Below are 26,824 nucleotides of genomic sequence, written 5' to 3' on the forward strand. Positions count from 1 at the left end.
TGTAATGCGAATGTAATGCTAAACTGCATTACACATTCGATTCTCCTGGAGGCATAATGGCTACGCTTAACGTCCGTCTGGATGACAAACTCAAAAACGAGGCTTATGCCGTGCTGGAAAAACTCAATATCACCCCAACAGAAGCCGTGCGACTCCTGTTTCAGTACGTTGCGGAGACGGGACGCATGCCGGTGAAAACGGTCACGATTAGCGACAGCGAAGATGCGCTGATACAGACAGTCCGGGAGCGACTGGCTAATCCGCAAAAGGGAATTAAGGTTAGTCTGGATGACTTATGAACTGGAATTTGACCCGAGGGCGTTAAAGGGAATGATAGTGAAAAAAGAGAAAGCAGCCGTTTATCATGATGCAAACAAACGGCTCTAATGCTCACCGCAAATGATGCACTACCTGGTTACTGCTGCCGCGCCAGATAAGCGCCGGGTCTTTTAAATCCTGTACAAATTTGCCGTCGACCAGCACGTTAATCAGATCCACCACTTCCCTTTGCTGCGCGTTCAGCTCGTCCAGCTTATAGCCCGTCCAGACCCAAATATCTTTTCCTGCGCACTCGCGGCGAATGCGTTTCACCAGCTTCAGGATCTCCGGCACGTTTTGCGGGTGCAGCGGATCGCCGCCGGAGAGCGAAATCCCCTGGCGTTTGATGCGGGTGTCGTTGAGGTCGTTAATGATCCGGTCTTCCATCCCGGCGGTAAACGGCATGCCGGAATTGAGCCGCCAGGTGCTTTTGTTGTAGCAGCCAGGGCATTCGTGCACGCAGCCTGAGACAAAAAGAGTGCAGCGGGTGCCGGGGCCGTTAACGATGTCGACGGGGTAGTACTGGTGATAGTTCATAGCGTTAACCTGATGCCCTCACCCCGGCCCTCTCCCACGGGGAGAGGGAGAAAACCGGAGTCAGGCTTAGCAATGTGCTCGATCGGTTCCCTCTCCCTTGAGGGAGAGGGCTAGGGTGAGGGGGAGAACACGGAACTTACCCGATCTGCCCATTCCCTAAATGCTTCACGCGGCGCTTCACCTCTTCCTGCTTCCCGGCGTTAAACGGACGCGCATCCGGGCTGCCAAGATAGCCGCACACGCGGCGGGTTACCGATACGCGGGCCGCATCGTGGTTGCCGCATTTCGGGCAGGTAAAGCCTTTACTGGTACACTCAAACTCGCCGGTAAAGCCGCACTCGTAGCACTCGTCGATAGGCGTGTTGGTGCCGTAATACGGCACGTGCTGATAGCTGTAATCCCACACGTCTTCCAGCGCTTTAAGGTTGTGCTGGATGTTCGGGTATTCGCCGTAGCAGATAAAGCCGCCGCTGGCGATAGGGGGATAGGCCGCTTCAAAGTCAATTTTGTCGTACGGGTTAACCTTTTTCTCCACGTCCAGGTGGAAGCTGTTGGTGTAGTAACCTTTATCAGTCACCCCTTCCACAATACCGAACTCGGCGGTGTCCAGACGGCAGAAACGGTCACACAGGTTTTCGCTCGGCGTACTGTACAGGCTAAAGCCGTAGCCGGTCTCTTCTTTCCACTGGTCAACGGCGTCGCGCAGGCGCTGAACAATGGCGATGCCTTTCTCGCGCAGCGCGTCGCTGTCATACATATGCGTGTTGCCAAACAGGGCGTTGATGGTTTCGTGAATGCCGATATAGCCCAGCGAGATCGACGCACGACCGTTTTTGAAGATCTCAGACACATCGTCGTCCGCTTTCAGACGTACGCCGCAGGCCCCTTCCATATAGAGGATCGGTGCCACGCGTGCCTTGACCCCTTCCAGACGGGCGATGCGGGTCATCAGCGCTTTACGCGCCAGCTGTAAACGTTCATCCAGCAGCGCCCAGAAGGCGTCTTCATTTCCTTTGGCTTCCAGCGCGATGCGCGGCAGGTTCAGGCTGATCACGCCCAGGTTGTTGCGGCCGTCATGCACCTGCTCACCATTTTCGTCCTCATACACGCCGAGGAAGCTGCGACAGCCCATCGGGGTTTTAAACGAACCGGTGACTTTCACCACCTGGTCGTAGTTAAGAATGTCCGGATACATGCGCTTGCTCGCACACTCCAGCGCCAGCTGTTTAATGTCGTAGTTCGGGTCACCAAACTTATGGTTCAGACCGTCGCGGATGGCGAACACCAGTTTCGGGAACACCGCCGTTTTGCGGTTTTTGCCAAGACCGGAGATACGGTTACGCAGAATGGACTGCTGAATCAGACGCGACTCCCAGCTGGTTCCCAGACCAAAGCCGAACGTGACAAACGGCGTCTGACCATTCGCGGTATGCAGCGTGTTCACCTCGTACTCCAGCGACTGGAACGCGTCATAGCACTCTTTCTCGGTGCGGGAATGGGCGTAGCCGTCAGCATCGGGGATCTGCCACTCTTCCGCCGTTTTACGGTGCTTCTTAAAGCTTGCAGTAACAAACGGGGCCAGCACTTCATCAATGCGGTTAATGGTGGTGCCGCCGTAAATGTGGCTCGCGACCTGGGCGATAATCTGCGCCGTGACGGCCGTCGCCGTGGAGATAGACTTCGGCGGCTCAATCTCGGCGTTACCCATTTTAAAACCGTGGGTCAGCATGCCTTTGAGGTCGATCAGCATGCAGTTAAACATCGGGAAGAACGGCGAGTAGTCGAGATCGTGGTAGTGGATCTCTCCGCGCTCGTGCGCCGATACCACGTCGCGCGGCAACAGATGCTGACGGGCGTAGTGTTTAGCCACGATACCGGCCAGCAGGTCGCGCTGGGTTGGGATCACCTTGCTGTCTTTATTGGCGTTTTCATTGAGCAGGGCGGAGTTGGTCTGCTCGACCAGACCCCGGATTTCCTGATTCAGGCGGCCGCGTTTTTCACGCTGGACGTCGCGGTCGTGGCGGTACTCAATATAAGCGCGCGCTAACTGCTTGTAAGGACCAGACATCAGCTGGTTCTCAACCGCAGTCTGGATCTCGCTGATATCCACCTGGCTGCGTTCGTTCATCTGGCGGCTAACGACGTCTGCGACGGTGGCGCAGTAATCTGCGTCATCGACTCCCGCTGCTTTAGCTGCACGCAGAATGGCTTCCTGAATGCGCTCTGATTTAAACGGCACTTTACAGCCATCACGTTTCATCACATGCGGTGTCATGATCACTCCATTTTAAAAACAGGTTATCCACAGAGGTGGGGAAGTATGCACCAGGTGGATTATCAGCCAGCCCAATGACTTCCCGCGTTCCCGACCCTTGTTATCCACAATCCCGGAGAGCGGAGTCGCCGTGTTGTTGTTGGAATAGTAGACGATAAATACAAGATGTTGGGTCGGCCAGCATTTTAAGTGCTACATATAGTGATTTGCATCAAACATGTTTGCGATTTTTTTGATTCAGAACAAAGTAAAAAGACGAGAGTACAAACGGCGGGCGCTGGAGCGAATGTAAATCCGCAAAGGAAAAATCTGATTAATTATTCAACAAAAACAGTAAAGTAAGCCGGGCGCTGCTGTTACGCCCGGCGGGAGATTACGCCTGTAGCCACCAGACGGCTTCAAACGGACGTAGCGTGGCGGTATGTGGGGCCGGGTAGTTACTCATTACGGCCTGCCACTCACCGCTGAGAACGCCTGATTCCCATTCATGAGACTGATGGCTAAGGTTAGCCACTACCACCAGGGTTTGCCCCTGCCACTGGCGGCGATAACACCACAGGAACGGATGTTCCGGCAGCAGATCCTGATAATCGCCCCACGTCAGCACCGGCAGGGTTTTGCGCAGGCGAATCAGCGACTGGTAGGTATAAAACACCGAATCGGGATCGTCCAGCGCCGCGCGGGCGTTGACCGTCTCGTAGTTGTCGCAGACGCCAATCCACGGCTCACCTTCGGTAAAGCCCGCATTGTGCGAGGCATCCCACTGCATCGGCGTGCGCCCGTTATCGCGCGACTTACTCGCCAGAATCGCCAGGAGTTCGTTCGGATCGCGGCCGTTAGCCCGCAGTTCGGCGAACATGTTCAGGCTTTCCACGTCGCGGTAATCGGTGATGCGGCTGAAGTGCGGGTTGGTCATGCCAAGCTCTTCACCCTGATAGATATACGGCGTGCCCTGCATCCCGTGCAGCACCATGCCCAGCATCTTCGCCGCCGGTACGCGGTATTCGCCTTCATCGCCAAAGCGCGACACAATGCGCGGCTGATCGTGGTTACACCAGAACAGCGCGTTCCACGCTTTGTTATGCATCCCCTGCTGCCAGTGGTTGAAGAGGGTTTTCAGCGCCACGAAATCCGGTTTTGCCAGCGTCCATTTTTCGCCGCCGGGGTAATCCACCTTCAGATGATGGAAGTTAAAGGTCATCGACAGCTCGCGCCCGTCGAGAGACGCATACTGCTGGCAGTTCTCCAGCGAGGTGGAGGACATCTCGCCCACTGTCATCAGATTACGCGGCGTAAAGACGTCGCGGCTCATCTCCCGGAGATATTCATGAATGCGCGGCCCATCGGTGTAGAAGCGGCGACCGTCGCCAATATCGTCATTCGGGAAAGCCTGGTCTTTCGAAATCAGGTTAATCACATCCAGACGCAGGCCGTCCACGCCGCGATCGGCCCAGAACTCGCACACCTTTTTCAGTTCAGCGCGCACGGCCGGATTCTCCCAGTTGAGGTCCGCCTGCTCCGGGGCGAAGAGGTGCAGATAATACTGCTCGCTCTCGGCGTGCCAGCGCCAGGCGTTGCCGCCGAATTTGGAGCGCCAGTTGTTGGGAAGCTGCTCCGGCGTGCCGTCGCGCCAGATATAAAACTGGCGGTACGGGCTGGCTTTATTCAGTGATTCACGGAACCAGGCGTGCTGGGTTGACGTGTGGTTAAACACCATATCCAGCACGATGCGAATGCCGCGTTCATGCGCCCGGGCGACCAGCTCGTCAAAGTCATCCAGCGTGCCGTACGCCGGATCGATGGCGGTGTAATTCGCCACGTCGTAGCCGTTATCCACCTGCGGGGAGATGTAAAACGGCGTCAGCCAGATGGCGTCAATACCGAGGGTTTTCAGGTAGTCCAGCCGCTGCGTCACGCCGCGCAAATCGCCGGTGCCGCTGCCGGTCGTGTCCTGAAAACTTTTTGGGTAAATCTGATAGATGACCCCGTTCTGCCACCAGTGAGGAAGGGTATTCATAATGCGTTCCTGCAAATGCGAAGGGGCGCAACTGCGCCCCGAAAGATGAAGTTAAACAATCTGCAGCGCGCCCTGACGGAACTTACGCTGGTAAACCACGGTGGTGAGCGCCATAGGGACGATGATCGCAATGGCCATCGCCAGGGCAAACACCTGCCAGAAGGCGGGCTGAATGGAGAGAATACCCGGCAGGCCACCAACGCCGATGCCGTTCGCCATCACGCCGTTGAGACCACACACCAGACCCGCCAGACCCGAGCCGATCATGGCGCAGAGCATCGGGAAGCGGTATTTCAGGTTGATACCGTACATCGCCGGTTCGGTGACGCCGAGATACGCGGAGATGGCGGCCGGAACGGAAATTTCACGCTCGTTATGCTTACGGCTGACCAGAATAATGCCCGTTACGGCAGATGCCTGAGCGATGTTAGACAGCGCGATAATCGGCCAGACCGGCGTGCCGCCAAGGCTCTGGATCATCTGCATATCAATCGCCAGCGTGGTCTGGTGTACGCCGGTGATCACCAGCGGGGCGTACAGGAAGCCGAACAGTGCGGCACCAATCGGCGCGAAGCTGCCGGTCATCAGGTGACGGACGGCAAAGGCCACGCCGTCGCCGATCATGCGGCCAAACGGACCGATAAAGGCGTGCGCCAGGAACACCGCCAGGATCAGCGAGCAGACCGGCACCACCACCAGATAGAGGTAATCTGGCACGATGCGTTTCAGGCGCGTCTCAATAAAGCCCAGCGCCAGACCCGCCAGCAATGCCGGGATAACCTGCGCCTGATAGCCCACTTTGGCGATGGTGAACAGGCCAAAGTTCCACACTTCCGGCGCCTGCTGGCCAAGTAAGTAAGCGTTCATTAACTGCGGAGAGACCAGCGTTACGCCGAGTACGATACCCAGAATCGGGGTACCGCCCATTTTGCGTACGGCGGACCAGCAAATCCCCACCGGCAGATAGAAGAAGATCGCTTCGCCAATCAGCCACAGGAAGTCGTAAATGGTTTTCAGCGCCGGGTACATCTGCGCCAGGGTTTTGCCGTCGCTCATCGGCACATCACCGATGACGTTACGGAAGCCTAAAATTAAGCCCCCGCTGATCAGCGCCGGCAGCAGCGGGAAGAAGATCTCTGCGAAGTGGGAGATAAGCTGCTCGTGCCATTTCATATTCTGGCGCGCGGCCTTTTTAGCCTGCTCTTTATCCGCTGCGCTGTGCCCGGTAGTGGCGAGCAGAGCCTGATAGTAATCGCCCACTTCGGTACCAATAACCACCTGGAACTGCCCGGCGTTGGTGAAGCAGCCTTTCACCATCGAAAGCGCTTCAATCGCTTTCGGATCGGCTTTAGCCGGATCGTTCAGCACGAAGCGCAGGCGGGTAATGCAATGGCTGACCGTCGCGATGTTTTCGCGACCGCCCACCAGGACGATCAGTTGATCGATATCTGCTTGTTTGACTTTACTCATCATGAAACCTCATGACAGATGGGAGGGGTGTAATGACCTGAGCGCAAGCCTACTCCTTCAGCGGGACGGCGAAAATGGGAACGTTCCCGAAATCGGGCGAAGATCACAATAAACCGATTTATGGGGGTTATGAAAGATGGACTGGAATGACGATTTGGCGGGGTTCTGCGCGCCCGTTGATCTGCTCAATCAGCTGTGCGGCCGCCTGACGGCCGGACTCGGCGTAGCCCGGATCGACGGTGATGATCTCCGGGTGCAGGAACTTCATCAGCGGGGTACTGCCTACGCTGGCAACCTGCAGGTCGTCGATGCGCTGTTCCTGTAAATATTTGCTCGCACCCAGCGCCAGGGTATCGGTCGCGCACACCAGCGCGGTGGTCTGCGGGGTCAGCACGCTGGCGACCTGTTCATAGCCCTGCTTCATGCCAAGCCCGGGCAGGGAAGCTACGGCAGAGAGGTTGTGCTTTTTGCAAAACGCCAGATAGGCTTCGTGACGGCGTTTGCCGGTGGTGACGTCCGCGTGCGGTACGCCAAGATAGCTGATATGACGATGGCCTTTATCGTACAGACGCTGCATCAGGATAATAATCGCCCCTTCATCGTCATAGCAGACGGACGCAAATCCGTGGGCATCGCGTGCCAGCAAGACCAGCGAGGGTTGCCAGGGTTTGAGCATCTCTTCTTTAATGCCGGTAAAGCCAAACAGGACCACCCCGTCGATGTTGCGTCGCGCCAGCATCCCCAGATGCTCTTCCACCAGCTGTGGTGAGAACTGGCTCTCCATCATGATTGGATCGTAACCCTGCTCATAGAAGGCGGGCAGCATGGTTTGTACGGCGAGATTTTCAGAGAGAGAATCCAGACGCGAGACAATAATGGCGACCACTTTATCGCTCTGTCCGCGCATGGCGCGTGCGGAACGGGAAGGGGAAAACCCGTGCTGATTCATCACCGCCTCGACGCGCTCGCGCGTGCGTTCGCTGACACCGCTCTCGTTGTTCAGCACGCGCGACACGGTGGATTTCCCCACGCCGCTTAAACGCGCAATGTCTTTAATCGTAAGGCGGTTTTGCATGCTGTATTCCCTGTAACAACGATAACGGTGTCAAATGAGCCTAATGCTATAGCGCTAATTCGCTATGGGCAAAGTCTGGTTTACGTTCGGTTTATTTGAGGGTGGGTATAATACCGCCCGACGCGCCGCTTAGGGTACGGTTAAATCCTTATACTGCGCGGCGTACCCCTTATTTTTACTTACCGGAGGCGACATGGATCCCGATCCCACACCTCTCCTGATCAGGAGAACCCCTTCTTTCCGGTAAGCCAGCCTTGTGCTGTCTCACCGGTGATGTGAGGCAGCAACGTTCTGAACGTTCCTGCTTGAAAATTTAAGTGCCTGTCAGGTACGGCTTTGCCACGCCTGCAGGAATGACTGCGTCCGCCCAGGCGGATGCGGGGGAATGACTATGTTTAAAAATATCACCCGGCAGCTGCAGGCGCTGCTGAGCCGCCACCTGCCACACCGTCTGGTTCAGCGCGATCCGCTGCCAAACGGCAAAAATTTCTCCGGCGCCACTATTCCCGCCAGCCTGACCGAGCGTTGCCTTAACGTGGCGGCGATGGATGAGAACGAAGTCTGGCGCGCCTTTAACGGACACCCGGAAGGGCTGAATGCGGCTGAAGTGCAAAAAATCCGGGCCGTGCATGGCGATAACCTTATCCCGGCGCAAAAACCGGCACCGTGGTGGGTGCATCTGTGGATCTGCTACCGCAACCCCTTCAACCTGCTACTGACGGTGCTGGGCATTATCTCTTACGCCACTGAAGATCTGTTTGCCGCGGGCGTTATCGCCCTGATGGTGGGGATCTCCACGCTGCTGAACTTTATCCAGGAAGCGCGCTCCACCAAAGCGGCGGATGCCCTGAAGGCGATGGTCAGCAACACCGCGACCGTGTCGCGAGTCATTAACGATCTGGGTGAAAACGCCTGGGTCGAACTGCCCATCGACCAGCTGGTGCCGGGCGATCTGGTGAAGCTCGCCGCCGGGGATATGATCCCGGCGGATTTACGCATCATCCAGGCGCGCGATCTGTTCGTGGCCCAGGCCTCGCTCACCGGGGAGTCCCTGCCGGTGGAAAAGGTGGCGCGAACTCGCGATCCGCAGCAGATGAACCCGCTTGAGTGCGACACCCTGTGCTTTATGGGCACCACGGTGGTCAGCGGCACGGCGCAGGCGATTGTCACCGCCACCGGCGGCAATACCTGGTTTGGTCAGCTTGCCGGACGTGTGACAGAGCAGGAGAGCGAGCCGAATGCGTTCCAGAAAGGGATTGGCCGCGTCAGCATGCTGCTGATCCGCTTTATGATGGTGATGACGCCGATTGTGCTGCTGATCAACGGCTACACCAAAGGCGACTGGTGGGAAGCCGCGCTGTTTGCGCTCTCCGTGGCGGTTGGCTTAACGCCGGAAATGCTGCCGATGATTGTCACCTCCACCCTGGCGCGCGGGGCGGTGAAGCTGTCAAAACAGAAGGTGATCGTCAAACACCTCGACGCCATTCAGAACTTTGGCGCGATGGACATTCTCTGCACCGACAAAACCGGCACGCTGACGCAGGATAAAATCGTGCTGGAGAACCACACCGATATCGCCGGTAAAACCAGCGAACGCGTGCTGCACAGCGCCTGGCTGAACAGCCACTACCAGACCGGGCTGAAAAATCTGCTCGATGTTGCGGTGCTGGAAGGGGTGGATGAAGAGTCTGCCCGCTCACTCTCTGGCCGCTGGCAGAAGGTGGATGAGATCCCGTTCGATTTTGAGCGCCGCCGGATGTCGGTGGTGGTCAGCGAGCAGCCGGATGTACATCAGCTGATCTGCAAAGGCGCGTTGCAGGAGATCCTCAATGTTTCCACCCAGGTGCATTACAACGGCGACATCGTGCCGCTGGACGACACCATGCTGCGCCGCATCAAACGCGTCACGGATAACCTGAACCGTCAGGGGCTGCGGGTGGTGGCGGTGGCGAGCAAATTCCTGCCTGCGCGCGAGGGGGACTATCAGCGTATCGACGAATCCGATCTGATCCTCGAGGGTTATATCGCATTCCTCGATCCGCCGAAAGAGACCACCGCTCCGGCGCTGAAAGCGCTGAAGGCCAGCGGGATCACCGTGAAAATTCTTACCGGCGACAGCGAGCTGGTGGCCGCCAAAGTATGCCACGAAGTGGGGCTGGACGCGGGTGACGTGGTGGTAGGCAGCGATATCGAACACCTCAGTGACGACGAGCTGGCTCAGCTTGCCCGGCACACCACGCTGTTTGCCCGCCTGACGCCGATGCATAAAGAGCGCATCGTCACCCTGCTTAAGTGCGAAGGGCACGTGGTGGGCTTTATGGGCGATGGTATCAACGACGCGCCCGCGCTGCGTGCGGCGGATATCGGTATCTCCGTGGACGGGGCGGTGGACATCGCCCGCGAAGCGGCAGACATCATCCTGCTGGAAAAGAGCCTGATGGTGCTGGAAGAGGGCGTGATCGAAGGGCGTCGGACCTTTGCCAACATGCTGAAATACATCAAAATGACCGCCAGCTCCAACTTCGGTAACGTCTTCAGCGTGCTGGTGGCGAGCGCGTTTCTGCCGTTCCTGCCGATGCTGCCGCTGCATCTGCTGATCCAGAACCTGATGTACGATGTCTCTCAGGTGGCGATCCCGTTTGATAACGTCGACGACGAGCAGATCCAGAAGCCGCAGCGCTGGAACCCGGCGGATCTGGGGCGTTTTATGCTCTTCTTTGGCCCGATCAGCTCCATCTTTGACATTCTGACCTTCTGCCTGATGTGGTTTGTGTTCCACGCCAATACGCCGGAACATCAGACCCTGTTCCAGTCCGGCTGGTTCGTGGTGGGGCTGCTGTCGCAAACGCTGATTGTGCATATGATCCGCACACGTCGTATTCCGTTCATCCAGAGCCGTGCCGCCTGGCCGCTGATTGTGATGACGGGGATTGTGATGGCGCTCGGCATTGCGCTGCCGTTCTCACCGTTGGCCAGCTACCTGCAGCTGCAGGCCTTACCGCTGAGCTACTTCCCGTGGCTGGTGGCGATCCTCGCGGGCTATATGGTGCTGACGCAGATGGTGAAAGGGTTTTACGCGCGTCGGTATGGGTGGCAGTAAAAACATCCCCTCTCCCCTTTGGGGAGAGGGCCGGGGTGAGGGGACTGGCTTTCCTCTCAAATTCAACAACCTGTGATCTCCGTCGGCGCATTCGCTTGACGACAAATTGAGCGCATGTTAACAGAATGTTTTGCCTTTATACCCTAAATAATTCGAGTTGCATGAAGGCGGCAAGGGAGTGAATCCCCGGGAGCTTACATAAGTAAGTGACCGGGGTGAACGAGTGCAGCCAACGCACAGGCAACTTGAAGTATGACGGGGATATTTGGCCCGTCAGATAAGGAACATTCATGTTACGGTACAGCCTCTTAACCGCCGGGCTGCTGCTCGGCGCGTCAGCGTTTGCCGCCCCGGCAGGCGATCTTCCCCTGATGCCCTGGCCTGCGAAGGTTGAACGCCCGACCACTCAGGGCGCGCTGGTGCTTAATAATCAACTCTCCGTAAGCGTCAGCGGAGACGATCTCGGTGACGCCGTTAACCGCCTGCGCCAGCGCATTGCCCTGCAAACCGGCTGGACGCTGCAGCCGCAGGCCGACAAACCCGAAAAACCGACCATCCGCATTGCCATCGCCAAAAAAGTGAAGCCGCAGCCGCTGCCGGACAGCGACGAAAGCTACAGGCTGTCGGTGGATGCCAACGGCATTGATATATCTGCCAACACGCGCTTCGGCGCGCTGCGCGCCATGGAAACGCTGCTCCAGCTGGTGCAAAACGGCGCGGAAAACACCTCTGTACCGTGGGTGACCATTGAAGATTCCCCGCGCTTCCCGTGGCGCGGGCTGCTGCTGGACTCGGCGCGCCACTTTATCCCGCTGGCGGATATCAAACGCCAGATCGACGGTATGGCCGCGGCAAAACTCAACGTGCTGCACTGGCATTTAACCGACGATCAGGGCTGGCGTTTCAGCTCAAAGCGCTATCCTAAGCTGACCCAGCTTGCCAGCGACGGGCTGTTCTACACGCCAGAGCAGATGCGCGAGATTGTCCGCTATGCTGCCGAGCGCGGTATCCGCGTGGTGCCGGAGATCGATATGCCGGGCCACGCCTCGGCCATTGCCGTGGCCTACCCGGCGCTGATGAGCGCGCCGGGGCCGTACGAAATGGAGCGCCACTGGGGAGTCTTAAAGCCGGTGCTGGATCCGACCAAAGAGGCTACTTACGCCTTTGCTGACGCGATGGTCAGCGAACTGGCGGCGATCTTCCCCGATCCTTATCTTCATATCGGTGGCGATGAGGTGGACGACAGCCAGTGGAAAGCGAATCCGGCCATTCTGCAGTTTATGCGCGACCACAAGCTGGCGGACAGCCACGCGCTGCAGGCGTATTTCAACCGCAAGCTGGAAACGATCCTTGAAAAACACCACCGGCAGATGGTGGGCTGGGATGAGATCTACCATCCCGATCTGCCCAAAAGCATTCTGATCCAGTCCTGGCAGGGGCAGGATGCGCTGGGACAGGTGGCGCAGAACGGCTACAAAGGGATCCTCTCGACGGGCTTCTATCTCGATCAGCCGCAGTCCACCGCTTACCACTACCGCAATGAGATCGTGCCGCAGGCCTTAAACGGCGTGGACGTGATTGCCGACACCGACAGCGCCCAGAGCTGGGCCTTCTCCATGCCGCGTCTGAAAGGCAAGCCGGTCGAAGGCAGCTTTACGCTGGTGAAAGGGGAGTCCGGCTGGCGCGGATTTATTGATTTTGCCGGCAAGTCCCGCCGCGCGGTGGATAACATTGCGTGGCGCGATGACAATCAGGTGACGTTTACCGTTGATACCTGGATGGGCGAAACGCGCCCGGTGGTGTCGGTTGATAACGATAAGCTCACGGGTTATTTCCTGGTGGGGAATGTCCGCTACCCGATCAGCGGCACGCGTCTGGATGAGGTCCCTAAAGGCACTCCGCCGGTGGTGCCGGATATCGCGCATCAGGTTAATCTGCTTGGCGGAGAAGCCGCGCTGTGGGCGGAAAACATGGTGGCACCGGTGCTGGATATCCGTCTGTGGCCGCGTACCTTTGCGGTGGCGGAGCGGTTATGGTCCGCGCAGGATGTTACCGATGTCGACAACATGTACACCCGCCTGCAGGCGATGGACAGCTGGTCGACGGTCTCGGTCGGGCTGCAGCAGCACACCCAGCAGCAGGTGCAGTTCACGCGCCTTGCCGGGAATGCCGATACGCTGCCGCTGCAAATCCTCGCCCAGGCGGTGGAGCCTGCGCAGTATTACACTCGTCAGCATCTCAAATTCCAGGCCGGAAACTACCATCAGTTTGAGCCGCTCAACCGCTTCGCGGATGCGCTGAACGCCGAAAGCGCCACCGTGCGCCAGATGAACAAATGGGCCGACCGTCTGGTAAGCGACGCCGAGGATACCGAAAGTGCCGACGCGCTGCGCCATGTGTTTAACCGCTGGCAGAGCAATACCAGCGACGCGCTGGCACTGAGTGAAAACAGCTATCAGCTGAAGGCGATCAAGCCGGTGATTCAGGAGGTGGACAAGCTGGCCTCGATTGGCCTGAGGCTCACCGATCTGGTGGCGCGTCAGGGCACGCTGGACGATAAAGAGATCGCCTCAATTCAGAGCGAGCTGGATAACGCGGCGAAGGTTCAGGACGAAGTGGTGATTGCGGCGGTGTACCCGCTGGAGACGCTGCTGCGCGCGACGCGGAATTAGTAGGAAAAACCCCCTCACCCCAACCCCTCTCCCCAAAGGGGCGAGGGGCTCGATCGGTTCCCTCTCCCCTTTGGGGAGAGGGTTAGGGTGAGGGGACTAGTGCTTAAGCACCCACGCCTCTTTCCAGTGTGAACCGGTGCCCGGCTCAAACTGGGTCGCATACTTGCTCCACTGCACGCAGTAGCCGCTGTACGGGAAAGGCTTACACTGGTAGGTTTTACCGTCTTTTGGCTGCAGCACCACGGTGCCTGCTTTGTACGACGCGATGTTATCCGGGAAGATGTAGTCATGCTGACCGGTGCTGTTGTCCGCCGCGGCTTCCTCTTCCAGCATCAGGTTCAGCACATCCTGCGCAAACAGCGTGCCGTCTTTATTGGTGGCGTAGTACTTCAGCATGTGGTGACCCGCCTCAATGCCGGTCAGCGTCAGGGTGACGTCCTGATTCACGTTATTCATCTCCTGCTTCAGGTACCCTTTTTCCGCCCCGTGATGGTTCATGACGTGGGCTTCGAAATCGACGTTACCGTGGGTATTCACATGGAAGGTGACGGTCGCATTGCCGTTCTCGATTTTGCTGTAGTGCAAATTGCTGACGGCGATGGTTTCATTGACCTCTGCCTTCTGCTCTTCGTACGAAATCGCAACGGACTGCAGGGCGCTGCCCTCTTTGACGAATACGCTGTTCGCGCCATGGACCGGGCTAATCTCGCCGCCCTCATCCTTCACGCCGACGCGAATGTCCTGGTGCGCGGTGTTAATTTTCTGCGCCAGATCGTACGACCACTGGTTAGCATCCCCCTGCGCGGCCGTGGCGATCGTTATTTCCGTGCGCAAGGACGTCACTTCACCGTGCGCATCGAAGAAGCGGGCAATGACCTTATCGCCGACGTTCAGGTTATTTCCTGCAATCTGGCCGCTGAGGACCTTGCTCCACTCTGATTCGATGCTGGCACCGTCATCCGGGGTAACATTGCCGCCGTTACCAAAATCAACGTCAATGGCCTGGTAGAAACTGTTTGAGGTATCCGCTATTTCCCAGACGCCATAAATCACCTGGTAACCCGTTCGCGCAGGTACATTACAGGTCATGGCTTTGCGCATCCCGGGGGCCTGGCCATTTCCATTCACGGTACAGAACGGGGTTAATTCAAACTGATCGCGGGTCAGCGGTTTATTCGGATCCCAGTTTTGTTTGGTGATGTAGTAACGCCAGTTGGTGGTTTTGTGCGGCGCGGTGTGATACCAGACAAACTCATGCGGGCCGGCGGTCATGGGGCTTTTCGTCCACGCGTTCAGGCTCTGTTTATCCAGCTGGGAGTAATTCGCAATCCCCGCGCTGGCAAGCTGGCCGTCTGGCGGCATCGCACCGCCCGGGAAGCCGGAGGTTTTCTCCACGCTCTGCGGTTCATACTGAACGGAGCCACAGTCAATGTTTTGACCGAGCTTGCACATATAAGCGCGGCTGGCAGGAGACTCAATATATCCGTGCGCTAAAGCGGATGAGGCAACGGTCAGGGTCGCCATCGCAAGGGCAATCTTTGATAATTTCATTGTTAGTCCATTAATAATAAATACGCAGGGTGATGTTATTAATGGCGGGTGGGGCAGTCATGCGTTGGTGAGAGGAAAAATAACCAAAAAAAATGGACAGCCGAAGCCGCCCATTCTCTGCTGCTATCAATCAGCGACGTACGGCAATCGCTTCGATTTCAATTTTCACGTCTTTTGGCAGACGAGCCACTTCCACGCAGGAGCGCGCCGGGAAAGAGGCGTTATGCTCGGTGAAGAACGCTTCATAAGTGGCGTTAACGGTGGCGAAATCGTTCAGATCTTTCACGAAAACGGTGGTTTTCACGATGTCGCCCACTTTCAGGCCTGCGGATTCCACGATCGCCTGCACGTTTTCCAGCGACTGACGCGCCTGCGCCGCTACGTCGGCTGGCACTTCACCGGTCTTCGGGTTCACCGGGATCTGGCCAGAGGTAATAATCATGCTACCCAGATCAACGCCCTGAACGTATGGGCCGATAGCCGCTGGTGCATTTTCCGTCGCGAGTACTTTGGTCATGATTTCTCCAGAATAACAGCTGATTTAAGAGTCCCGGCCATTATAGGGAGGCCGGGATCCTTTACCAACCTCAATTAGTTGGCCAGCACCACATAATGAGAAAACTCTTTTTCGCAGTATTTGCATTTGAGTGCGATGTCATCGGCGCGTTTTTTCACTGCGAAGCTGGAGGAGACCGGCTCCGCGTGGCTGATGCAGTTGCTGTTCGGGCAAACCAGCACGCTCTCAATCCGCTCCGGCAGGCTTGGGCGTGATTTGCCCACCACGTCGTAATTGTCGATGCGGTTAACGGTGGCGTCCGGCGCGTACAGCGACAGCTGGTTAACCTGCTCGTCGGTCAGGAAGGTATTCTCGATCTTGATCAGGTCCTTGCGGCCCATTTCGCCTGACGGCAGGTTCAGGCCGATGGTGATGCGCTGGTCGGTTTCGGTCAGTTTGAACAGCGTCAGCAGCTTAAAGCCGACCTGCGCAGGGATGTGGTCAATCACGGTGCCACGTTTGATGGCTTCAACCTGGAGTTTGTTATCGTGTGTCATTGTCGTTTCCCCTTACAGAGCCAATTCGCGATTCAGAACCAGTGCCAGTAACGCCTGGCGGGCGAAGATGCCGTTTCCGGCCTGCTGGAAGTACCAGGCGTGCGGCGTTTTATCCACGTCTGTGGTGATCTCATCGATGCGTGGCAGCGGGTGCAGCACCTTCATGTTGTCGCGCGCGCCCTCGAGGTCGCTGGCGCGCAGCACAAACTGCGCCTTCACGTTGGCGTACTCGGACGGATCCAGACGCTCTTTCTGAACGCGGGTCATATACAGAATATCCACGTTGCCCATCACCTCTTCGATGCTGGCGTGAAGGCTCCACGGAATGCCTTTTTCATCCAGCATGTCGAGAATATACTGCGGCATCGCCAGCGCGTCCGGGGCGATGAAGAAGAAGCGGTTGCCGTTGAATTTCGCCAGCGCCTGGGTCAGGGAGTGAACCGTGCGGCCATATTTCAGGTCACCTACCATGGCGATGTTCAGGTTTTCCAGACGGCCCTGGGTCTCCTGAATGGTGAACAGATCCAGCAGGGTTTGCGTTGGATGCTGGTTGGCACCGTCACCGGCGTTCAGCACCGGAATACCGCCGGAGAACTCGGTCGCCAGACGGGCCGCGCCCTCCTGCGGGTGGCGCATTACAATCGCGTCAACGTAGGTGCTGATCACTGAAATGGTATCCGCCAGGGTTTCGCCTTTTTTACCCAGCGACGTGTTGCTGCTGTCTGAGAAGCCCACCACGCTCGCACCCAGGCGGTGCATGGAGGTTTCAAAGGAGAGGCGGGTGCGGGTCGAGGCTTCAAAGAAGCAGCTCGCAATCACCTTGTGCTTCAGCAGCTCCGGTTGCGGATTGGCCTTCAGTTTTGCCGCGGTTTCCAGAACCAGTTCCAGCTCTTCGCGGCTGAGGTCGTTTATGGAAATGATGTGTTTTTGATAAAGCGGATTCATGTTTATCTCCTGACGCCGGGCAAAAAAAAGCCCCTCAAATGAGGGGCTCTGGGAATAGGTTTAGCAACGGGAAGAAAAACGGCAGGCCAGCGTCTGATTTCAGACGCGGTAAGACGTTATGTCGAACACGCTTGACCATGCTTCCTCCCGGCAAATTGTCGGGCATTATACGCACCCCGATGTCCGGATCAAGCAATTTAATGCACGCTTTACTCAATGCAAACGGTTCTTTATGAATATTAATGCGTTCTGAGTAAATAATTAATTTGCTTATGCACCAGCGCGGTACGTTTCACCACCCGGGGTGCGACCCAGACAATACTGCTTCCGGCAACCACGCCTAAAATTTCCGGTAACTGGTGATAATCCAGAATGCGCGCCACCGCGCGGCCATATCCGGCCACGGTATGAATAAGGATAAATTCGCTATTATGCTCCACGCTGACCACCATTTCGGAAACGGTACGCGCGGCGTCGGGGGCAGGGCGCAGAAGAGGATTCAACGAATAAATCTTTAGCCCTTTGGCATTTCGAATTTTTATGACACCAAGCAACTTGAGCAGACGTGAAACGGTGGACTGGCTGATGGTCTCAAAACCACGCTCCTGCAAATCGCGGCGAATCTCTTCCTGGGAGAGATAGCTTTTTTCTGCGATCAGGCGCTGACAGACCGTCAGCTGTAGCTGTTCTTTTGGAGAGTAATCACCATATTCCGTCATAACTATTTCCCATGTAAGTGGCTGAAACAAAACGCCCGGTGGCGCTACGCTTACCGGGCCTACAACGTCAAAACATCACAATACTGCCCCCAGGCTTAACGCCACCATGATCACCACCGTGAGTATCCCCAGCAGCGGTGCCACCCATTTCAGGTAGCGCACATAGGGCACGCGGGCGATAGCCAGCCCGCCCATAACCACCGCGGAGGTGGGCGTCACCAGGTTAACGATACCGGAGGCTGACTGGTAAGCCGTGACTACCAGGTCGCGGTTGACGTTAGCGAAATCGGCAAGCGGTGCCATGATCGGCATCGTCAGAACGGCCAGGCCGGATGAAGAAGGCACAAGAAACGACAGCACCACCTCCAGCCAGTACATCACGTTGATAAACGCCACCGTGGATAACCCGCTGACCAGCCCTTCCGCGCTGTGCAAAATGGTGTGGGTAATCATGCCCTTATCCATGATGACTACGATACCGCGGGCAATGCCGATAATCAGCGCGACGCCCAGCAAATCTCGTGCGCCGTTAATAAACGTTGAGGTCAGCTCCTCTTCGCTCATGCGGGCGATAAGCCCCACGATAATAGCGCTGGCGAGAAACACCGCCGAGATCTCCGCCATCCACCAGCCCAGCACCGCCACGCCGTAAATCATCACCGCGAAGGCGAGGGCGAAAATGACCAGGATGATTTTGCGTACCGGGGTAAATTCCAGCGTCTGTGCGTCTTTGTTACCGAGGAAATGGGCGCGGTTCTCTTCCTGTTTGTCTGCAACGATGGAGAGAGACGGATCCTGGCGTACCTTACGGGCGTAACGCATTACCCACGCCACGCAGATGATCCAGCCGATGACCAGCAGCGCCACGCGCAGGGCGATCCCGTTGGTGAAGGGGATCCCGGCGGCGTTGGCGGCGATCACCGTGGCGAAGGGGTTGATGGTAGAGCCGAGCGTGCCGATCCCCGCGCCGAGCAACACGGTGGAGGCCGCGACAACCGGATCAAAACGGGCGGCCAGCATTACCGGCACCAGCAGGGTGTAGAACGGCAGTGACTCTTCGGCCATGCCGTAGATGGTGCCGCCTGCGGCGAACAGCGCCATCAGGATCGGGATCATCCACTCTTCACGCCCGCGTAATCGCGTGGTGACGCGCTCGATCCCGGCGTCGATCGCCCCGGTTTTGGTGACGATCCCGAGAAATCCCCCGATGATCAGGATAAACAGCGCTACGTCGATCGCCCCGGCCTGGCCGGACTCCGGATCGTACAGCCCGGCAATGGGAGCCATCAGTACGGAAACCAGCCCCTGCGGGTGGGCCACCACGTGCGCGTAGGTCCCGGCAACCGGCACGTCCTTGCCGAGCGCCTCGTTCATTGCCATATGGTACTGTCCGGCCGGAATAATCCACGTCAGCACGGCCACGACGGCAATCAGAAAAAAGAGAATGGTGTAAGCGGAGGGAAACTTAAACTTGCCCATGATGTTCTCCTGAACCCCGGCGCACCCCGTGGCGCGCCGGGCGGTGATTAGTCGCCGAGTGTCGCCACCATGACGGCTTTTATGGTGTGCATACGGTTTTCTGCTTCGTCGAAGACAATAGAGTTTGGTGATTCAAAGACCTCTTCCGTCACCTCCAGCCCTTTCAGGCCGTAGGCCATCTCAATTTCGCGGCCCACTTTGGTGTGTTCGTTGTGAAACGCGGGCAGGCAGTGCATAAACTTGACGTTCGGGTTGCCGGTGGCCTTCATCACCTGCGCATTGATTTGATACGGCTTCATCAGGCTGACGCGCTCGGCCCAGGCTTCCTTCGGCTCGCCCATGGAGACCCACACGTCGGTGTAGAGGAAATCGGCCCCCTGCACGCCTTCTTCTACGTCGTCGGTAAGGGTGATGCGTGCGCCCGTTTCTTTTGCGATGGCGCGGCACTGCTCAACCAGCCCCGCTTCCGGCCAGAAGGACTTTGGTGCCACCAGGCGGATATCCATTCCCATCTTGGCCGCACCGACCATCAGCGAGTTGCCCATGTTGTTGCGCGCGTCGCCCAGATAGGCAAAGCTCAGCTCCGGCAGGGTTTTGCCCGGCGAGTGCTCCAGCATGGTCATCAGATCGGCGAGGATTTGGGTGGGGTGGAACTCGTCAGTCAGGCCGTTCCATACCGGCACACCCGCGTACTCGCCCAGCTCTTCAACGATGGCCTGGCCGTAGCCGCGATACTCGATGCCGTCATACATGCGGCCCAGCACGCGGGCGGTGTCTTTCATCGACTCTTTATGGCCAATCTGCGAGCCGCTTGGGCCGAGGTAGGTGACCTGCGCGCCCTGGTCAAATGCGCCCACTTCAAAGGCGCAGCGGGTACGGGTGGAGGTTTTTTCAAAAATCAGGGCGATGTTTTTCCCGACCAGGGTTTGCTTCTCACGTCCGGCTTTTTTGGCGGCCTTCAGTTCGATGGCGAGGTCGATCAGGTACTGGATCTCCGCCGGGGTATAGTCCAGCAGTTTGAGGAAGTTGCGGTTTTTCAGGTTGATGGTCATGGGTAAATCCTTTTTAAATCGTTAGCTGTCTGATGCCCTCACCCCGGCCCTCTCCCACGGGGAGAGGGGGGCTTACATTCCCTCTCCCTCCGGGAGAGGGTTAGGGTGAGGGGAAACGGGTGCTCAATTACGAATCAACGTGCCTTTCTCGCCCGCGAGGATCTCCGCGCCGTCAGCCAGCGCGCCGATCCCGGCAATCCCGTTGCAGGCCTCAACAAATTCGCGGCAGGCGGCCACTTTCGGCCCCATTGAACCGGCGTCGAACGCCATGCCCTTGAGCAGTTCCGGCGTCACCTGTGCCAGCGGACGCTGGGTTGGTTTGCCCCAGTCGAGGTACACCGCGTCGGCATCGGTGAGGATCAGCAGGGCATCCGCCTCAATCTGGCGCGCCAGCAGGGCGGCGGAGAGGTCTTTGTCGATCACCGCCTCAATGCCGTGATAGCCATTGGCGTTTTCCACCACCGGTACGCCGCCACCGCCGTTGCAGATCACCAGGTGGTCGCGCTGGATCAGCGCCGCGATGGCATCGCTCTCAACGATGCGTTTCGGCTGCGGAGAGGGCACCACGCGGCGGAAGTAACTGCCGTCGGCCTTGAACACCCAGCCTTTCTCTGCCTGTAGCGTTTTTGCCTGGGCTTCGCTGTAGACCGGGCCGATGTACTTGGTCGGGTTGCTGAAGGCCGGGTCGGCGGCGTCCACCTCCACCTGGGTGAGCAGCACGCTCACCTCGCGCTGGGGCAGGCTGTTTTTTAGCGCCTGCTGGAGCATGTAGCCGATCATCCCCTGGCTTTCGGCGCCGAGAACGTCCAGCGGGTAGGGGGCGACTTTGTCGTAGGCGCTGTTCTGCAACGCCAGCAGCCCGACCTGCGGCCCGTTGCCATGCACCAGCACCACGCACCACTGCGCCGTCAGCCCGGTGATGGTACGGGCCGCGAGATCGATGTTTTTACGCTGGATCTCGGCTTCTAGCGGCTCGCCGCGTTTGAGCAATGCGTTGCCGCCCAGGGCCACAACCAGAGTGGGTTTTCGTTCCATAGTGGCTCCTTAAATTCCGTCGCGTTCCAGTGGGCAGCTCATGCAGCGCGCGCCGCCGCGACCGCGTCCCAGCTCGTCGCCCGGGATAGGCAGCACGGTGATCCCCGCTTTGTCGTATTTCTCGTTGGTCCAGACGTTGCGCTCGTAGCCGATCACCACGCCCGGGCGGATGGTGAGCACGTTGTTGGCGTCGTTCCACTGCTCGCGCTCGGCTTCAAAGGCGTCGCCGCCAGTGGTGATCAGGCGTACCTGATTAATGCCGAGCGCTTTCTCGATGGCGTGCAGCAGGTCGGTTTCCTGGGTGCGCAGCAGGCCGCCGCGTCCGTCCGGGGTGAGCGTCCAGCACTGGGCGTCTTTACGCACCACTTCCGGGTAGACGGAGAAGGTGTCCACGTCGATGTGGGTCATGACGGTGTCGAGGTGCATGCAGGAGCGGTGTTTTGGCAGCTCAACGGCAATCACGCGCTCGGCCTGGCGATGTTTAAACAGGCTGTTAGCGAGGAACTCCACGCCCTGCGGGGTGGTGCGTTCAGACATGCCAATTAATACCGCGCCGCGGCCAATCACTAATACGTCGCCGCCCTCCAGGGTGGCGTGGTCATAATTAATATTCTCGTCTCCGAAATACTTAATAAATTCGCCATCGGCGAATGCCGGGTGCCAGCGATATATGGCTCGCAGGTTATTGGTTTCACGCTGGCGGGCCGGTTTGGCCATCGGGTTAATGGAGACGCCGTTATAAATCCAGCACGAGGTATCGCGGGTAAATAAATGGTTTGGCAGCGGCTTCATAATAAAATCATTCGCCGTGTGGGTATCCACCACCATATTTTTAATCGCCGCCGGAATTTCACCGTAGGTTAATCCGCCGCTCAGTCTGCGCGCCAGTTCCCGGTGCGGCATATCTGCCAGCCAGCCGCGCACGTCGCTGGCAAAGGTTGGGCCGAGACGGTAGTCGGAAATTTGCGTCTCCAGCAGCCAGGCTTTCGCCTCTGCAATATCAAGCGTTTGAGTGAGAAGGTCGGTCAACAGCAGGACTTCCACACCCTGCTCGCGCAGCGTGTTTGCGAAAATGTCATGCTCCTCACCCGCCCGCTCAACCGAGAGCACATCATCAAATAACAGCTCCTGACAGTTTGATGGCGTTAAGCGTTTAAGACTTAAATTAGGGCGGTGCAGCATCACGCTACGCAATTGACCAATTTCAGAACCGACATAATGCTTTTCCATAATTATTCCTTTAACTGTTTTTCAGAATAAAAAGGGCATGCGCCATATTCGTGTAATGATATGGCGGCTAAGCTCAATTGATTTCGTGGTCAATAGTAGGCGCTTAAATAAACCGTATTGTGACGTTGCTCACGTGAAATTAGGTATTGAGTGGTTTGTTTTCATTTGCATGATTCGCATCAGATAATGATTAATTTGATATTATTAGCCGGTGAATAGCTAAGCAGGATCTGTTGGCATTATTTGAGGTTGTTATTATTTTGTAGAATTTAATGTTTTGACATATTTGGTTATGCTATTGATTTTAAATGATTTTATTTCCTGTGCGGAATGGCTATGCAGAATAGCCAATTAACTATTTTTGACTTAAGAAAAATCAATAAATAATTATGGAATTTAATAGCAAATAATCAAAATGATAAAGTGTGAAGCTGGCGCGAGTTTTATGATGAAGGCAGAACAATCAATGAGTTAGCGTCACGGCATCGTCACGACGCGCTGAGGTTATGCATAACAACTGCATAAATGCCTGTGAGGGATTAACAGCAGATTAACACCTTTCCCGATAAACATGCGTTCGCGCAACTCTCCGCGAAAAAGGGCTGGTATGGCAGTTTAAATTCTCGTATAAAAGATAAAAATGAAACGGTGTTTTATTATGAGGGTTTAATTATGATTATCGGCAACATCCACCATCTGCAAGCCTGGCTACCGGAACCCCTGCGTCAGGCCATCGAGCACGTTAAGGCCCACGTCACCGACGCCACCCCGCCGGGCAAGCATGACATCAACGGCAACAACCTGTTTTATCTGGTCTCCGAAGACATGACCCAGCCGTTTGCCGAGCGCCGCGCGGAGTACCATGCGCGCTATCTGGACATTCAGATAATTATGAAAGGCCAGGAAGGAATGACCTTCAGCACCCTGCCGCCCGGCACGCCGGACACCGACTGGCTGGCGGATAAAGATATCGCGTTCCTGCCGGAAGGCGAGCAGGAGAAAACCGTGGTGCTGAGCGAAGGGGATTTCGTGGTGTTCTGGCCGGGTGAAGTACATAAGCCGCTGTGCGCGGTGGGGGCGCCTGCTAAGGTCAGGAAAGTGGTTGTTAAGATGCTGATGGAGTAACCCTTACCCCTCACCCTAACCCTCTCCCCAAAGGGGAGAGGGGACTGCACCGAGCCATCTTTTCCCCCTCGCCCCTTTGGGGAGAGGGCCGGGGTGAGGGGCAATATGTGATCCAGCTTAAATTTCCCGCACTCCCTCTTCCCTTCTCATTTACCTGCGCTTTTTCTGCGTCATAGTATGATCGTTAAATTAATGAACGCCGTTCTATAATGTAGAACAAAATGATTCAGCAAGGAGATCTCATGCCGCAGTCCGCGTTGTTCACGGGAATCATTCCCCCTGTCTCCACCATTTTTACCGCCGATGGCCAGCTTGATAAGCAGGGCACCGCCGCGCTGATCGACGATCTGATCGCGGCAGGCGTTGACGGCCTGTTCTTCCTGGGCAGCGGCGGTGAGTTCTCCCAGCTCAGCGCCGAAGAGCGTAAAACCATTGCCCGCTTTGCTATCGATCACGTCGATCGTCGTGTGCCGGTGTTGATCGGCACCGGCGGCACCAACGCCCGGGAAACCATTGAACTGAGCCAGCATGCCCAGCAGGCGGGGGCGGACGGTATCGTGGTGATCAACCCCTACTACTGGAAGGTGTCGGAAGCGAACCTGATCCGCTATTTCGAGCAGGTGGCCGACAGCGTCACGCTGCCGGTGATCCTCTATAACTTCCCGGCGCTGACCGGGCAGGATCTGACGCCGGCGCTGGTTAAAACCCTGGCCGACTCGCGCAGCAACATCGTCGGCATTAAAGACACCATCGACTCCGTGGCGCATCTGCGCAGCATGATCCACACCGTCAAAGCCGCCCATCCGCACTTCACCGTGCTGTGCGGCTACGACGATCACCTGTTTAATACCCTGCTGCTCGGTGGCGACGGGGCGATCTCGGCCAGCGGCAACTTTGCTCCGCAGGTGTCGGTGAATCTTCTGAAAGCCTGGCGGGATAAAGACGTGGCGAAAGCGGCTGAGTATCATCAGACCTTACTGCAAATACCGCAGATGTATCAGCTGGATACGCCGTTTGTGAACGTCATTAAAGAGGCGATTGTGCTCTGCGGCCGCCCGATTTCTACCCACGTGCTGCCGCCCGCCTCTGCGCTGGACGAGCCGCGTAAGGCGCAGCTGAAAACCCTGCTGCAACAGCTCAAGCTCTGCTGAGCCGGACGATAACCATGACCATCGAGAAAATTTTCACCCCGCAGGATGATGCGTTTTATGCCGTCATCACCCATGCGGCGGGGCCGCAGGGCGCGCTGCCGCTGACCCCGCAGATGCTGATGGAATCTCCCAGCGGCAACCTGTTCGGCATGACCCAGAACGCCGGGATGGGCTGGGACGCCAACAAGCTGACCGGCAAAGAGGTGCTGATTATTGGCACCCAGGGCGGCATCCGCGCCGGGGACGGACGACCGGTTGCGCTGGGCTACCACACCGGGCACTGGGAGATCGGCATGCAGATGCAGGCCGCGGCGAAGGAGATCACCCGCAACGGCGGGATCCCGTTTGCGGCCTTCGTCAGCGATCCGTGCGACGGGCGCTCGCAGGGCACACACGGGATGTTCGACTCCCTGCCGTACCGCAACGATGCGGCGATTGTGTTTCGTCGTCTGATTCGCTCCCTGCCGACGCGCCGGGCGGTCATTGGCGTGGCGACCTGCGATAAAGGGCTGCCTGCCACCATGATTGCGCTGGCCTCGATGAACAATCTGCCGACCATTCTGGTGCCGGGCGGGGCGACGCTGCCGCCGACCGTGGGGGAAGACGCGGGCAAGGTGCAGACCATCGGCGCGCGCTTCGCCAACCATGAACTCTCCCTGCAGGAGGCCGCCGAGCTGGGCTGTCGCGCCTGCGCGTCGCCGGGCGGCGGATGTCAGTTCCTCGGCACGGCGGGCACCTCGCAGGTGGTGGCCGAAGCGCTGGGTCTGGCGCTGCCGCACTCCGCGCTGGCGCCGTCCGGGCAGGCGGTGTGGCTGGAAATTGCCCGCCAGTCGGCGCGGGCGGTGAGCGAGCTGGATAACCGCGGCATCACCACGCGCGATATCCTCACCGATAAAGCCATCGAAAACGCCATGGTGATCCACGCGGCGTTCGGCGGCTCCACCAATCTACTGCTGCACATCCCGGCCATCGCCCACGCGGCGGGCTGCACTATTCCGGACGTAGAACACTGGACACGCGTCAACCGCAGGGTGCCGCGCCTGGTCAGCGTGCTGCCCAACGGCCCGGACTATCACCCAACCGTGCGCGCCTTCCTTGCGGGCGGTGTGCCGGAGGTGATGCTCCACCTGCGCGATCTCGGCCTGCTGCACCTGGATGCCATGACCGTCACCGGCCAGACGGTGGGCGAGAACCTCGACTGGTGGCAGGCGTCCGAGCGCCGTAAGCGCTTCCGTCAGTGCCTGCGCGAGCAGGACGGCGTGGATCCGGATGACGTGATCCTGCCGCCCGAGAAGGCAAAAGCGAGAGGGCTGACCTCAACGGTCTGCTTCCCGACGGGCAACATCGCGCCGGAAGGCTCGGTGATCAAGGCCACGGCCATTGACCCGTCGGTGGTGGGTGACGATGGCGTTTACCGTCATACGGGCCGGGCGAGGGTGTTTGTCTCGGAAGCTCAGGCCATTAAGGCCATCAAGCTGGAAGAGATTAAACAGGGCGATATCATGGTGGTGATCGGCGGTGGGCCGTCCGGTACCGGCATGGAAGAGACCTACCAGCTCACCTCTGCGCTGAAGCATATCTCGTGGGGCAAGACGGTGTCGTTAATCACCGATGCGCGCTTCTCGGGGGTGTCGACGGGCGCCTGCTTCGGCCACGTGTCGCCGGAAGCGCTGGCAGGCGGGCCGATTGGCAAGCTGCGCGACAACGACATCATTGAGATTGCCGTGGATCGCCTGACCCTGACGGGCAGCGTCAACTTTATCGGCACCGCAGAAAACCCGCTGACGCCGGAAGAGGGCGCGCGCGAGCTGGCAGTAAGACAGACGCACCCGGACCTGCACGCTCACGACTTTTTGCCGGATGATACCCGCCTGTGGGCGGCATTGCAGTCGGTGAGCGGCGGCACCTGGAAAGGCTGTATTTATGACACCGATAAAATTATCGAGGTAATTAACGCCGGTAAAAAAGCACTCGGACTTTAATTATTTTCTGAGCGATACCGTCTACGGGAAATATCCCG

General features: G+C 57.8%; 21 protein-coding genes. 6 read left to right on the forward strand and 15 right to left on the reverse strand.

Translation table 11 applies throughout. The features are described 5' to 3' along the window. The first annotated feature begins 56 nt into the window (after positions 1-56). Positions 57-299 (forward strand): type II toxin-antitoxin system RelB/DinJ family antitoxin, encoded by a 243-nt coding sequence (locus tag ACQG2G_RS02430; protein WP_008501400.1) that lies wholly within the window; start codon positions 57-59, stop codon positions 297-299. A gap of 91 nt (positions 300-390) precedes the next feature. Here the strand turns inward: ACQG2G_RS02430 and nrdG are convergent, their stop codons facing one another. The 5 genes from nrdG to treR all read right to left on the reverse strand — a co-directional run bounded on the left by nrdG (position 391) and on the right by treR (position 7,692). Then, positions 391-855, reverse strand: coding sequence for an anaerobic ribonucleoside-triphosphate reductase-activating protein (gene nrdG / locus ACQG2G_RS02435; RefSeq protein WP_014830449.1), 465 nt, complete (start codon positions 853-855; stop codon positions 391-393). Positions 856-991: 136 nt separating this feature from the next. Further along, complete coding sequence (nrdD, locus tag ACQG2G_RS02440) at positions 992-3,130, reverse strand: anaerobic ribonucleoside-triphosphate reductase (protein ID WP_013095357.1); 2,139 nt, start codon at positions 3,128-3,130, stop codon at positions 992-994. A gap of 373 nt (positions 3,131-3,503) precedes the next feature. Next, the gene (gene treC / locus ACQG2G_RS02445; protein ID WP_061771433.1) at positions 3,504-5,147 is read right to left on the reverse strand and encodes an alpha,alpha-phosphotrehalase; all 1,644 of its coding nucleotides are present in this window, start codon (positions 5,145-5,147) and stop codon (positions 3,504-3,506) included. Positions 5,148-5,198: 51 nt separating this feature from the next. After that, positions 5,199-6,617: a PTS trehalose transporter subunit IIBC gene (gene treB / locus ACQG2G_RS02450; RefSeq protein ID WP_061773030.1), complete on the reverse strand. Its 1,419-nt coding sequence runs from the start codon at positions 6,615-6,617 to the stop codon at positions 5,199-5,201. A 127-nt stretch (positions 6,618-6,744) separates the two neighbouring features. Continuing rightward, on the reverse strand, positions 6,745-7,692 hold the full coding sequence (gene treR, locus ACQG2G_RS02455) for a trehalose operon repressor TreR (protein WP_061771432.1): 948 nt from the start codon (positions 7,690-7,692) through the stop codon (positions 6,745-6,747). Between the two features lie 391 nt (positions 7,693-8,083). Here treR and mgtA point away from each other — a divergent pair, with 391 nt between their 5' ends. Both mgtA and ACQG2G_RS02465 read left to right on the forward strand, forming a co-directional pair. Next, on the forward strand, positions 8,084-10,792 hold the full coding sequence (gene mgtA, locus ACQG2G_RS02460; protein WP_248105064.1) for a magnesium-translocating P-type ATPase: 2,709 nt from the start codon (positions 8,084-8,086) through the stop codon (positions 10,790-10,792). A 290-nt stretch (positions 10,793-11,082) separates the two neighbouring features. Further along, positions 11,083-13,464 (forward strand): beta-N-acetylhexosaminidase, encoded by a 2,382-nt coding sequence (locus tag ACQG2G_RS02465; protein WP_061771899.1) that lies wholly within the window; start codon positions 11,083-11,085, stop codon positions 13,462-13,464. 96 nt (positions 13,465-13,560) lie between these two features. Here the strand turns inward: ACQG2G_RS02465 and gbpA are convergent, their stop codons facing one another. The 10 genes from gbpA to arcA form a co-directional block, all read right to left on the reverse strand. Beyond that, positions 13,561-15,015: an N-acetylglucosamine-binding protein GbpA gene (gene gbpA, locus ACQG2G_RS02470; RefSeq protein ID WP_061772836.1), complete on the reverse strand. Its 1,455-nt coding sequence runs from the start codon at positions 15,013-15,015 to the stop codon at positions 13,561-13,563. Between the two features lie 130 nt (positions 15,016-15,145). Continuing rightward, a complete protein-coding gene (gene ridA, locus ACQG2G_RS02475; RefSeq protein WP_006810315.1) occupies positions 15,146-15,532 on the reverse strand; it encodes a 2-iminobutanoate/2-iminopropanoate deaminase in 387 nt (128 codons plus the stop codon). 74 nt (positions 15,533-15,606) lie between these two features. Beyond that, positions 15,607-16,068 carry an aspartate carbamoyltransferase regulatory subunit gene (gene pyrI / locus ACQG2G_RS02480; protein ID WP_013095364.1) on the reverse strand — a complete coding sequence of 154 codons (462 nt, stop codon included), beginning with the start codon at positions 16,066-16,068 and terminating at the stop codon, positions 15,607-15,609. A 12-nt stretch (positions 16,069-16,080) separates the two neighbouring features. Further along, positions 16,081-17,013, reverse strand: coding sequence for an aspartate carbamoyltransferase (pyrB, locus tag ACQG2G_RS02485; RefSeq protein WP_014830458.1), 933 nt, complete (start codon positions 17,011-17,013; stop codon positions 16,081-16,083). 34 nt (positions 17,014-17,047) lie between these two features. Continuing rightward, positions 17,048-17,152: a pyrBI operon leader peptide gene (locus ACQG2G_RS02490; protein WP_022646880.1), complete on the reverse strand. Its 105-nt coding sequence runs from the start codon at positions 17,150-17,152 to the stop codon at positions 17,048-17,050. Positions 17,153-17,252: 100 nt separating this feature from the next. Next, positions 17,253-17,732, reverse strand: coding sequence for an arginine repressor (locus ACQG2G_RS02495; RefSeq protein WP_013095367.1), 480 nt, complete (start codon positions 17,730-17,732; stop codon positions 17,253-17,255). A 75-nt stretch (positions 17,733-17,807) separates the two neighbouring features. Continuing rightward, positions 17,808-19,211 (reverse strand): YfcC family protein, encoded by a 1,404-nt coding sequence (locus ACQG2G_RS02500; protein ID WP_248078777.1) that lies wholly within the window; start codon positions 19,209-19,211, stop codon positions 17,808-17,810. A 47-nt stretch (positions 19,212-19,258) separates the two neighbouring features. Continuing rightward, positions 19,259-20,263, reverse strand: coding sequence for an ornithine carbamoyltransferase (gene argF / locus ACQG2G_RS02505; RefSeq protein ID WP_013095369.1), 1,005 nt, complete (start codon positions 20,261-20,263; stop codon positions 19,259-19,261). A gap of 123 nt (positions 20,264-20,386) precedes the next feature. Then, positions 20,387-21,298 (reverse strand): carbamate kinase, encoded by a 912-nt coding sequence (gene arcC, locus ACQG2G_RS02510; RefSeq protein WP_061772804.1) that lies wholly within the window; start codon positions 21,296-21,298, stop codon positions 20,387-20,389. Positions 21,299-21,307: 9 nt separating this feature from the next. Then, a complete protein-coding gene (gene arcA / locus ACQG2G_RS02515) occupies positions 21,308-22,528 on the reverse strand; it encodes an arginine deiminase (protein WP_013095371.1) in 1,221 nt (406 codons plus the stop codon). Between the two features lie 672 nt (positions 22,529-23,200). Here arcA and ACQG2G_RS02520 point away from each other — a divergent pair. From ACQG2G_RS02520 to yagF, 3 genes are all read left to right on the forward strand, one after another. Beyond that, positions 23,201-23,653 (forward strand): YhcH/YjgK/YiaL family protein, encoded by a 453-nt coding sequence (locus tag ACQG2G_RS02520; RefSeq protein ID WP_061772805.1) that lies wholly within the window; start codon positions 23,201-23,203, stop codon positions 23,651-23,653. A gap of 242 nt (positions 23,654-23,895) precedes the next feature. After that, positions 23,896-24,804 (forward strand): 2-keto-3-deoxygluconate aldolase, encoded by a 909-nt coding sequence (gene yagE / locus ACQG2G_RS02525; protein WP_058662016.1) that lies wholly within the window; start codon positions 23,896-23,898, stop codon positions 24,802-24,804. A 14-nt stretch (positions 24,805-24,818) separates the two neighbouring features. Next, a complete protein-coding gene (gene yagF, locus ACQG2G_RS02530) occupies positions 24,819-26,786 on the forward strand; it encodes a xylonate dehydratase YagF (RefSeq protein WP_061772806.1) in 1,968 nt (655 codons plus the stop codon). Positions 26,787-26,824: the final 38 nt, after the last annotated feature.

This window comes from Enterobacter cloacae complex sp. 382A5 (assembly GCF_050031095.1).
Lineage (GTDB): Bacteria > Pseudomonadota > Gammaproteobacteria > Enterobacterales > Enterobacteriaceae > Enterobacter > Enterobacter cloacae.

Bases quoted from the DNA above. Each gene is read 5' to 3' on its own strand.
- ACQG2G_RS02430 (WP_008501400.1), top strand. From the start codon at position 57: ATGGCTACGCTTAACGTCCGTCTGGATGACAAACTCAAAAACGAGGCT.
- nrdG (WP_014830449.1), bottom strand. From the start codon at position 855: ATGAACTATCACCAGTACTACCCCGTCGACATCGTTAACGGCCCCGGC.
- nrdD (WP_013095357.1), bottom strand. From the start codon at position 3,130: ATGACACCGCATGTGATGAAACGTGATGGCTGTAAAGTGCCGTTTAAA.
- treC (WP_061771433.1), bottom strand. From the start codon at position 5,147: ATGAATACCCTTCCTCACTGGTGGCAGAACGGGGTCATCTATCAGATT.
- treB (WP_061773030.1), bottom strand. From the start codon at position 6,617: ATGAGTAAAGTCAAACAAGCAGATATCGATCAACTGATCGTCCTGGTG.
- treR (WP_061771432.1), bottom strand. From the start codon at position 7,692: ATGCAAAACCGCCTTACGATTAAAGACATTGCGCGTTTAAGCGGCGTG.
- mgtA (WP_248105064.1), top strand. From the start codon at position 8,084: ATGTTTAAAAATATCACCCGGCAGCTGCAGGCGCTGCTGAGCCGCCAC.
- ACQG2G_RS02465 (WP_061771899.1), top strand. From the start codon at position 11,083: ATGTTACGGTACAGCCTCTTAACCGCCGGGCTGCTGCTCGGCGCGTCA.
- gbpA (WP_061772836.1), bottom strand. From the start codon at position 15,015: ATGAAATTATCAAAGATTGCCCTTGCGATGGCGACCCTGACCGTTGCC.
- ridA (WP_006810315.1), bottom strand. From the start codon at position 15,532: ATGACCAAAGTACTCGCGACGGAAAATGCACCAGCGGCTATCGGCCCA.
- pyrI (WP_013095364.1), bottom strand. From the start codon at position 16,068: ATGACACACGATAACAAACTCCAGGTTGAAGCCATCAAACGTGGCACC.
- pyrB (WP_014830458.1), bottom strand. From the start codon at position 17,013: ATGAATCCGCTTTATCAAAAACACATCATTTCCATAAACGACCTCAGC.
- ACQG2G_RS02490 (WP_022646880.1), bottom strand. From the start codon at position 17,152: ATGGTCAAGCGTGTTCGACATAACGTCTTACCGCGTCTGAAATCAGAC.
- ACQG2G_RS02495 (WP_013095367.1), bottom strand. From the start codon at position 17,732: ATGACGGAATATGGTGATTACTCTCCAAAAGAACAGCTACAGCTGACG.
- ACQG2G_RS02500 (WP_248078777.1), bottom strand. From the start codon at position 19,211: ATGGGCAAGTTTAAGTTTCCCTCCGCTTACACCATTCTCTTTTTTCTG.
- argF (WP_013095369.1), bottom strand. From the start codon at position 20,263: ATGACCATCAACCTGAAAAACCGCAACTTCCTCAAACTGCTGGACTAT.
- arcC (WP_061772804.1), bottom strand. From the start codon at position 21,298: ATGGAACGAAAACCCACTCTGGTTGTGGCCCTGGGCGGCAACGCATTG.
- arcA (WP_013095371.1), bottom strand. From the start codon at position 22,528: ATGGAAAAGCATTATGTCGGTTCTGAAATTGGTCAATTGCGTAGCGTG.
- ACQG2G_RS02520 (WP_061772805.1), top strand. From the start codon at position 23,201: ATGATTATCGGCAACATCCACCATCTGCAAGCCTGGCTACCGGAACCC.
- yagE (WP_058662016.1), top strand. From the start codon at position 23,896: ATGCCGCAGTCCGCGTTGTTCACGGGAATCATTCCCCCTGTCTCCACC.
- yagF (WP_061772806.1), top strand. From the start codon at position 24,819: ATGACCATCGAGAAAATTTTCACCCCGCAGGATGATGCGTTTTATGCC.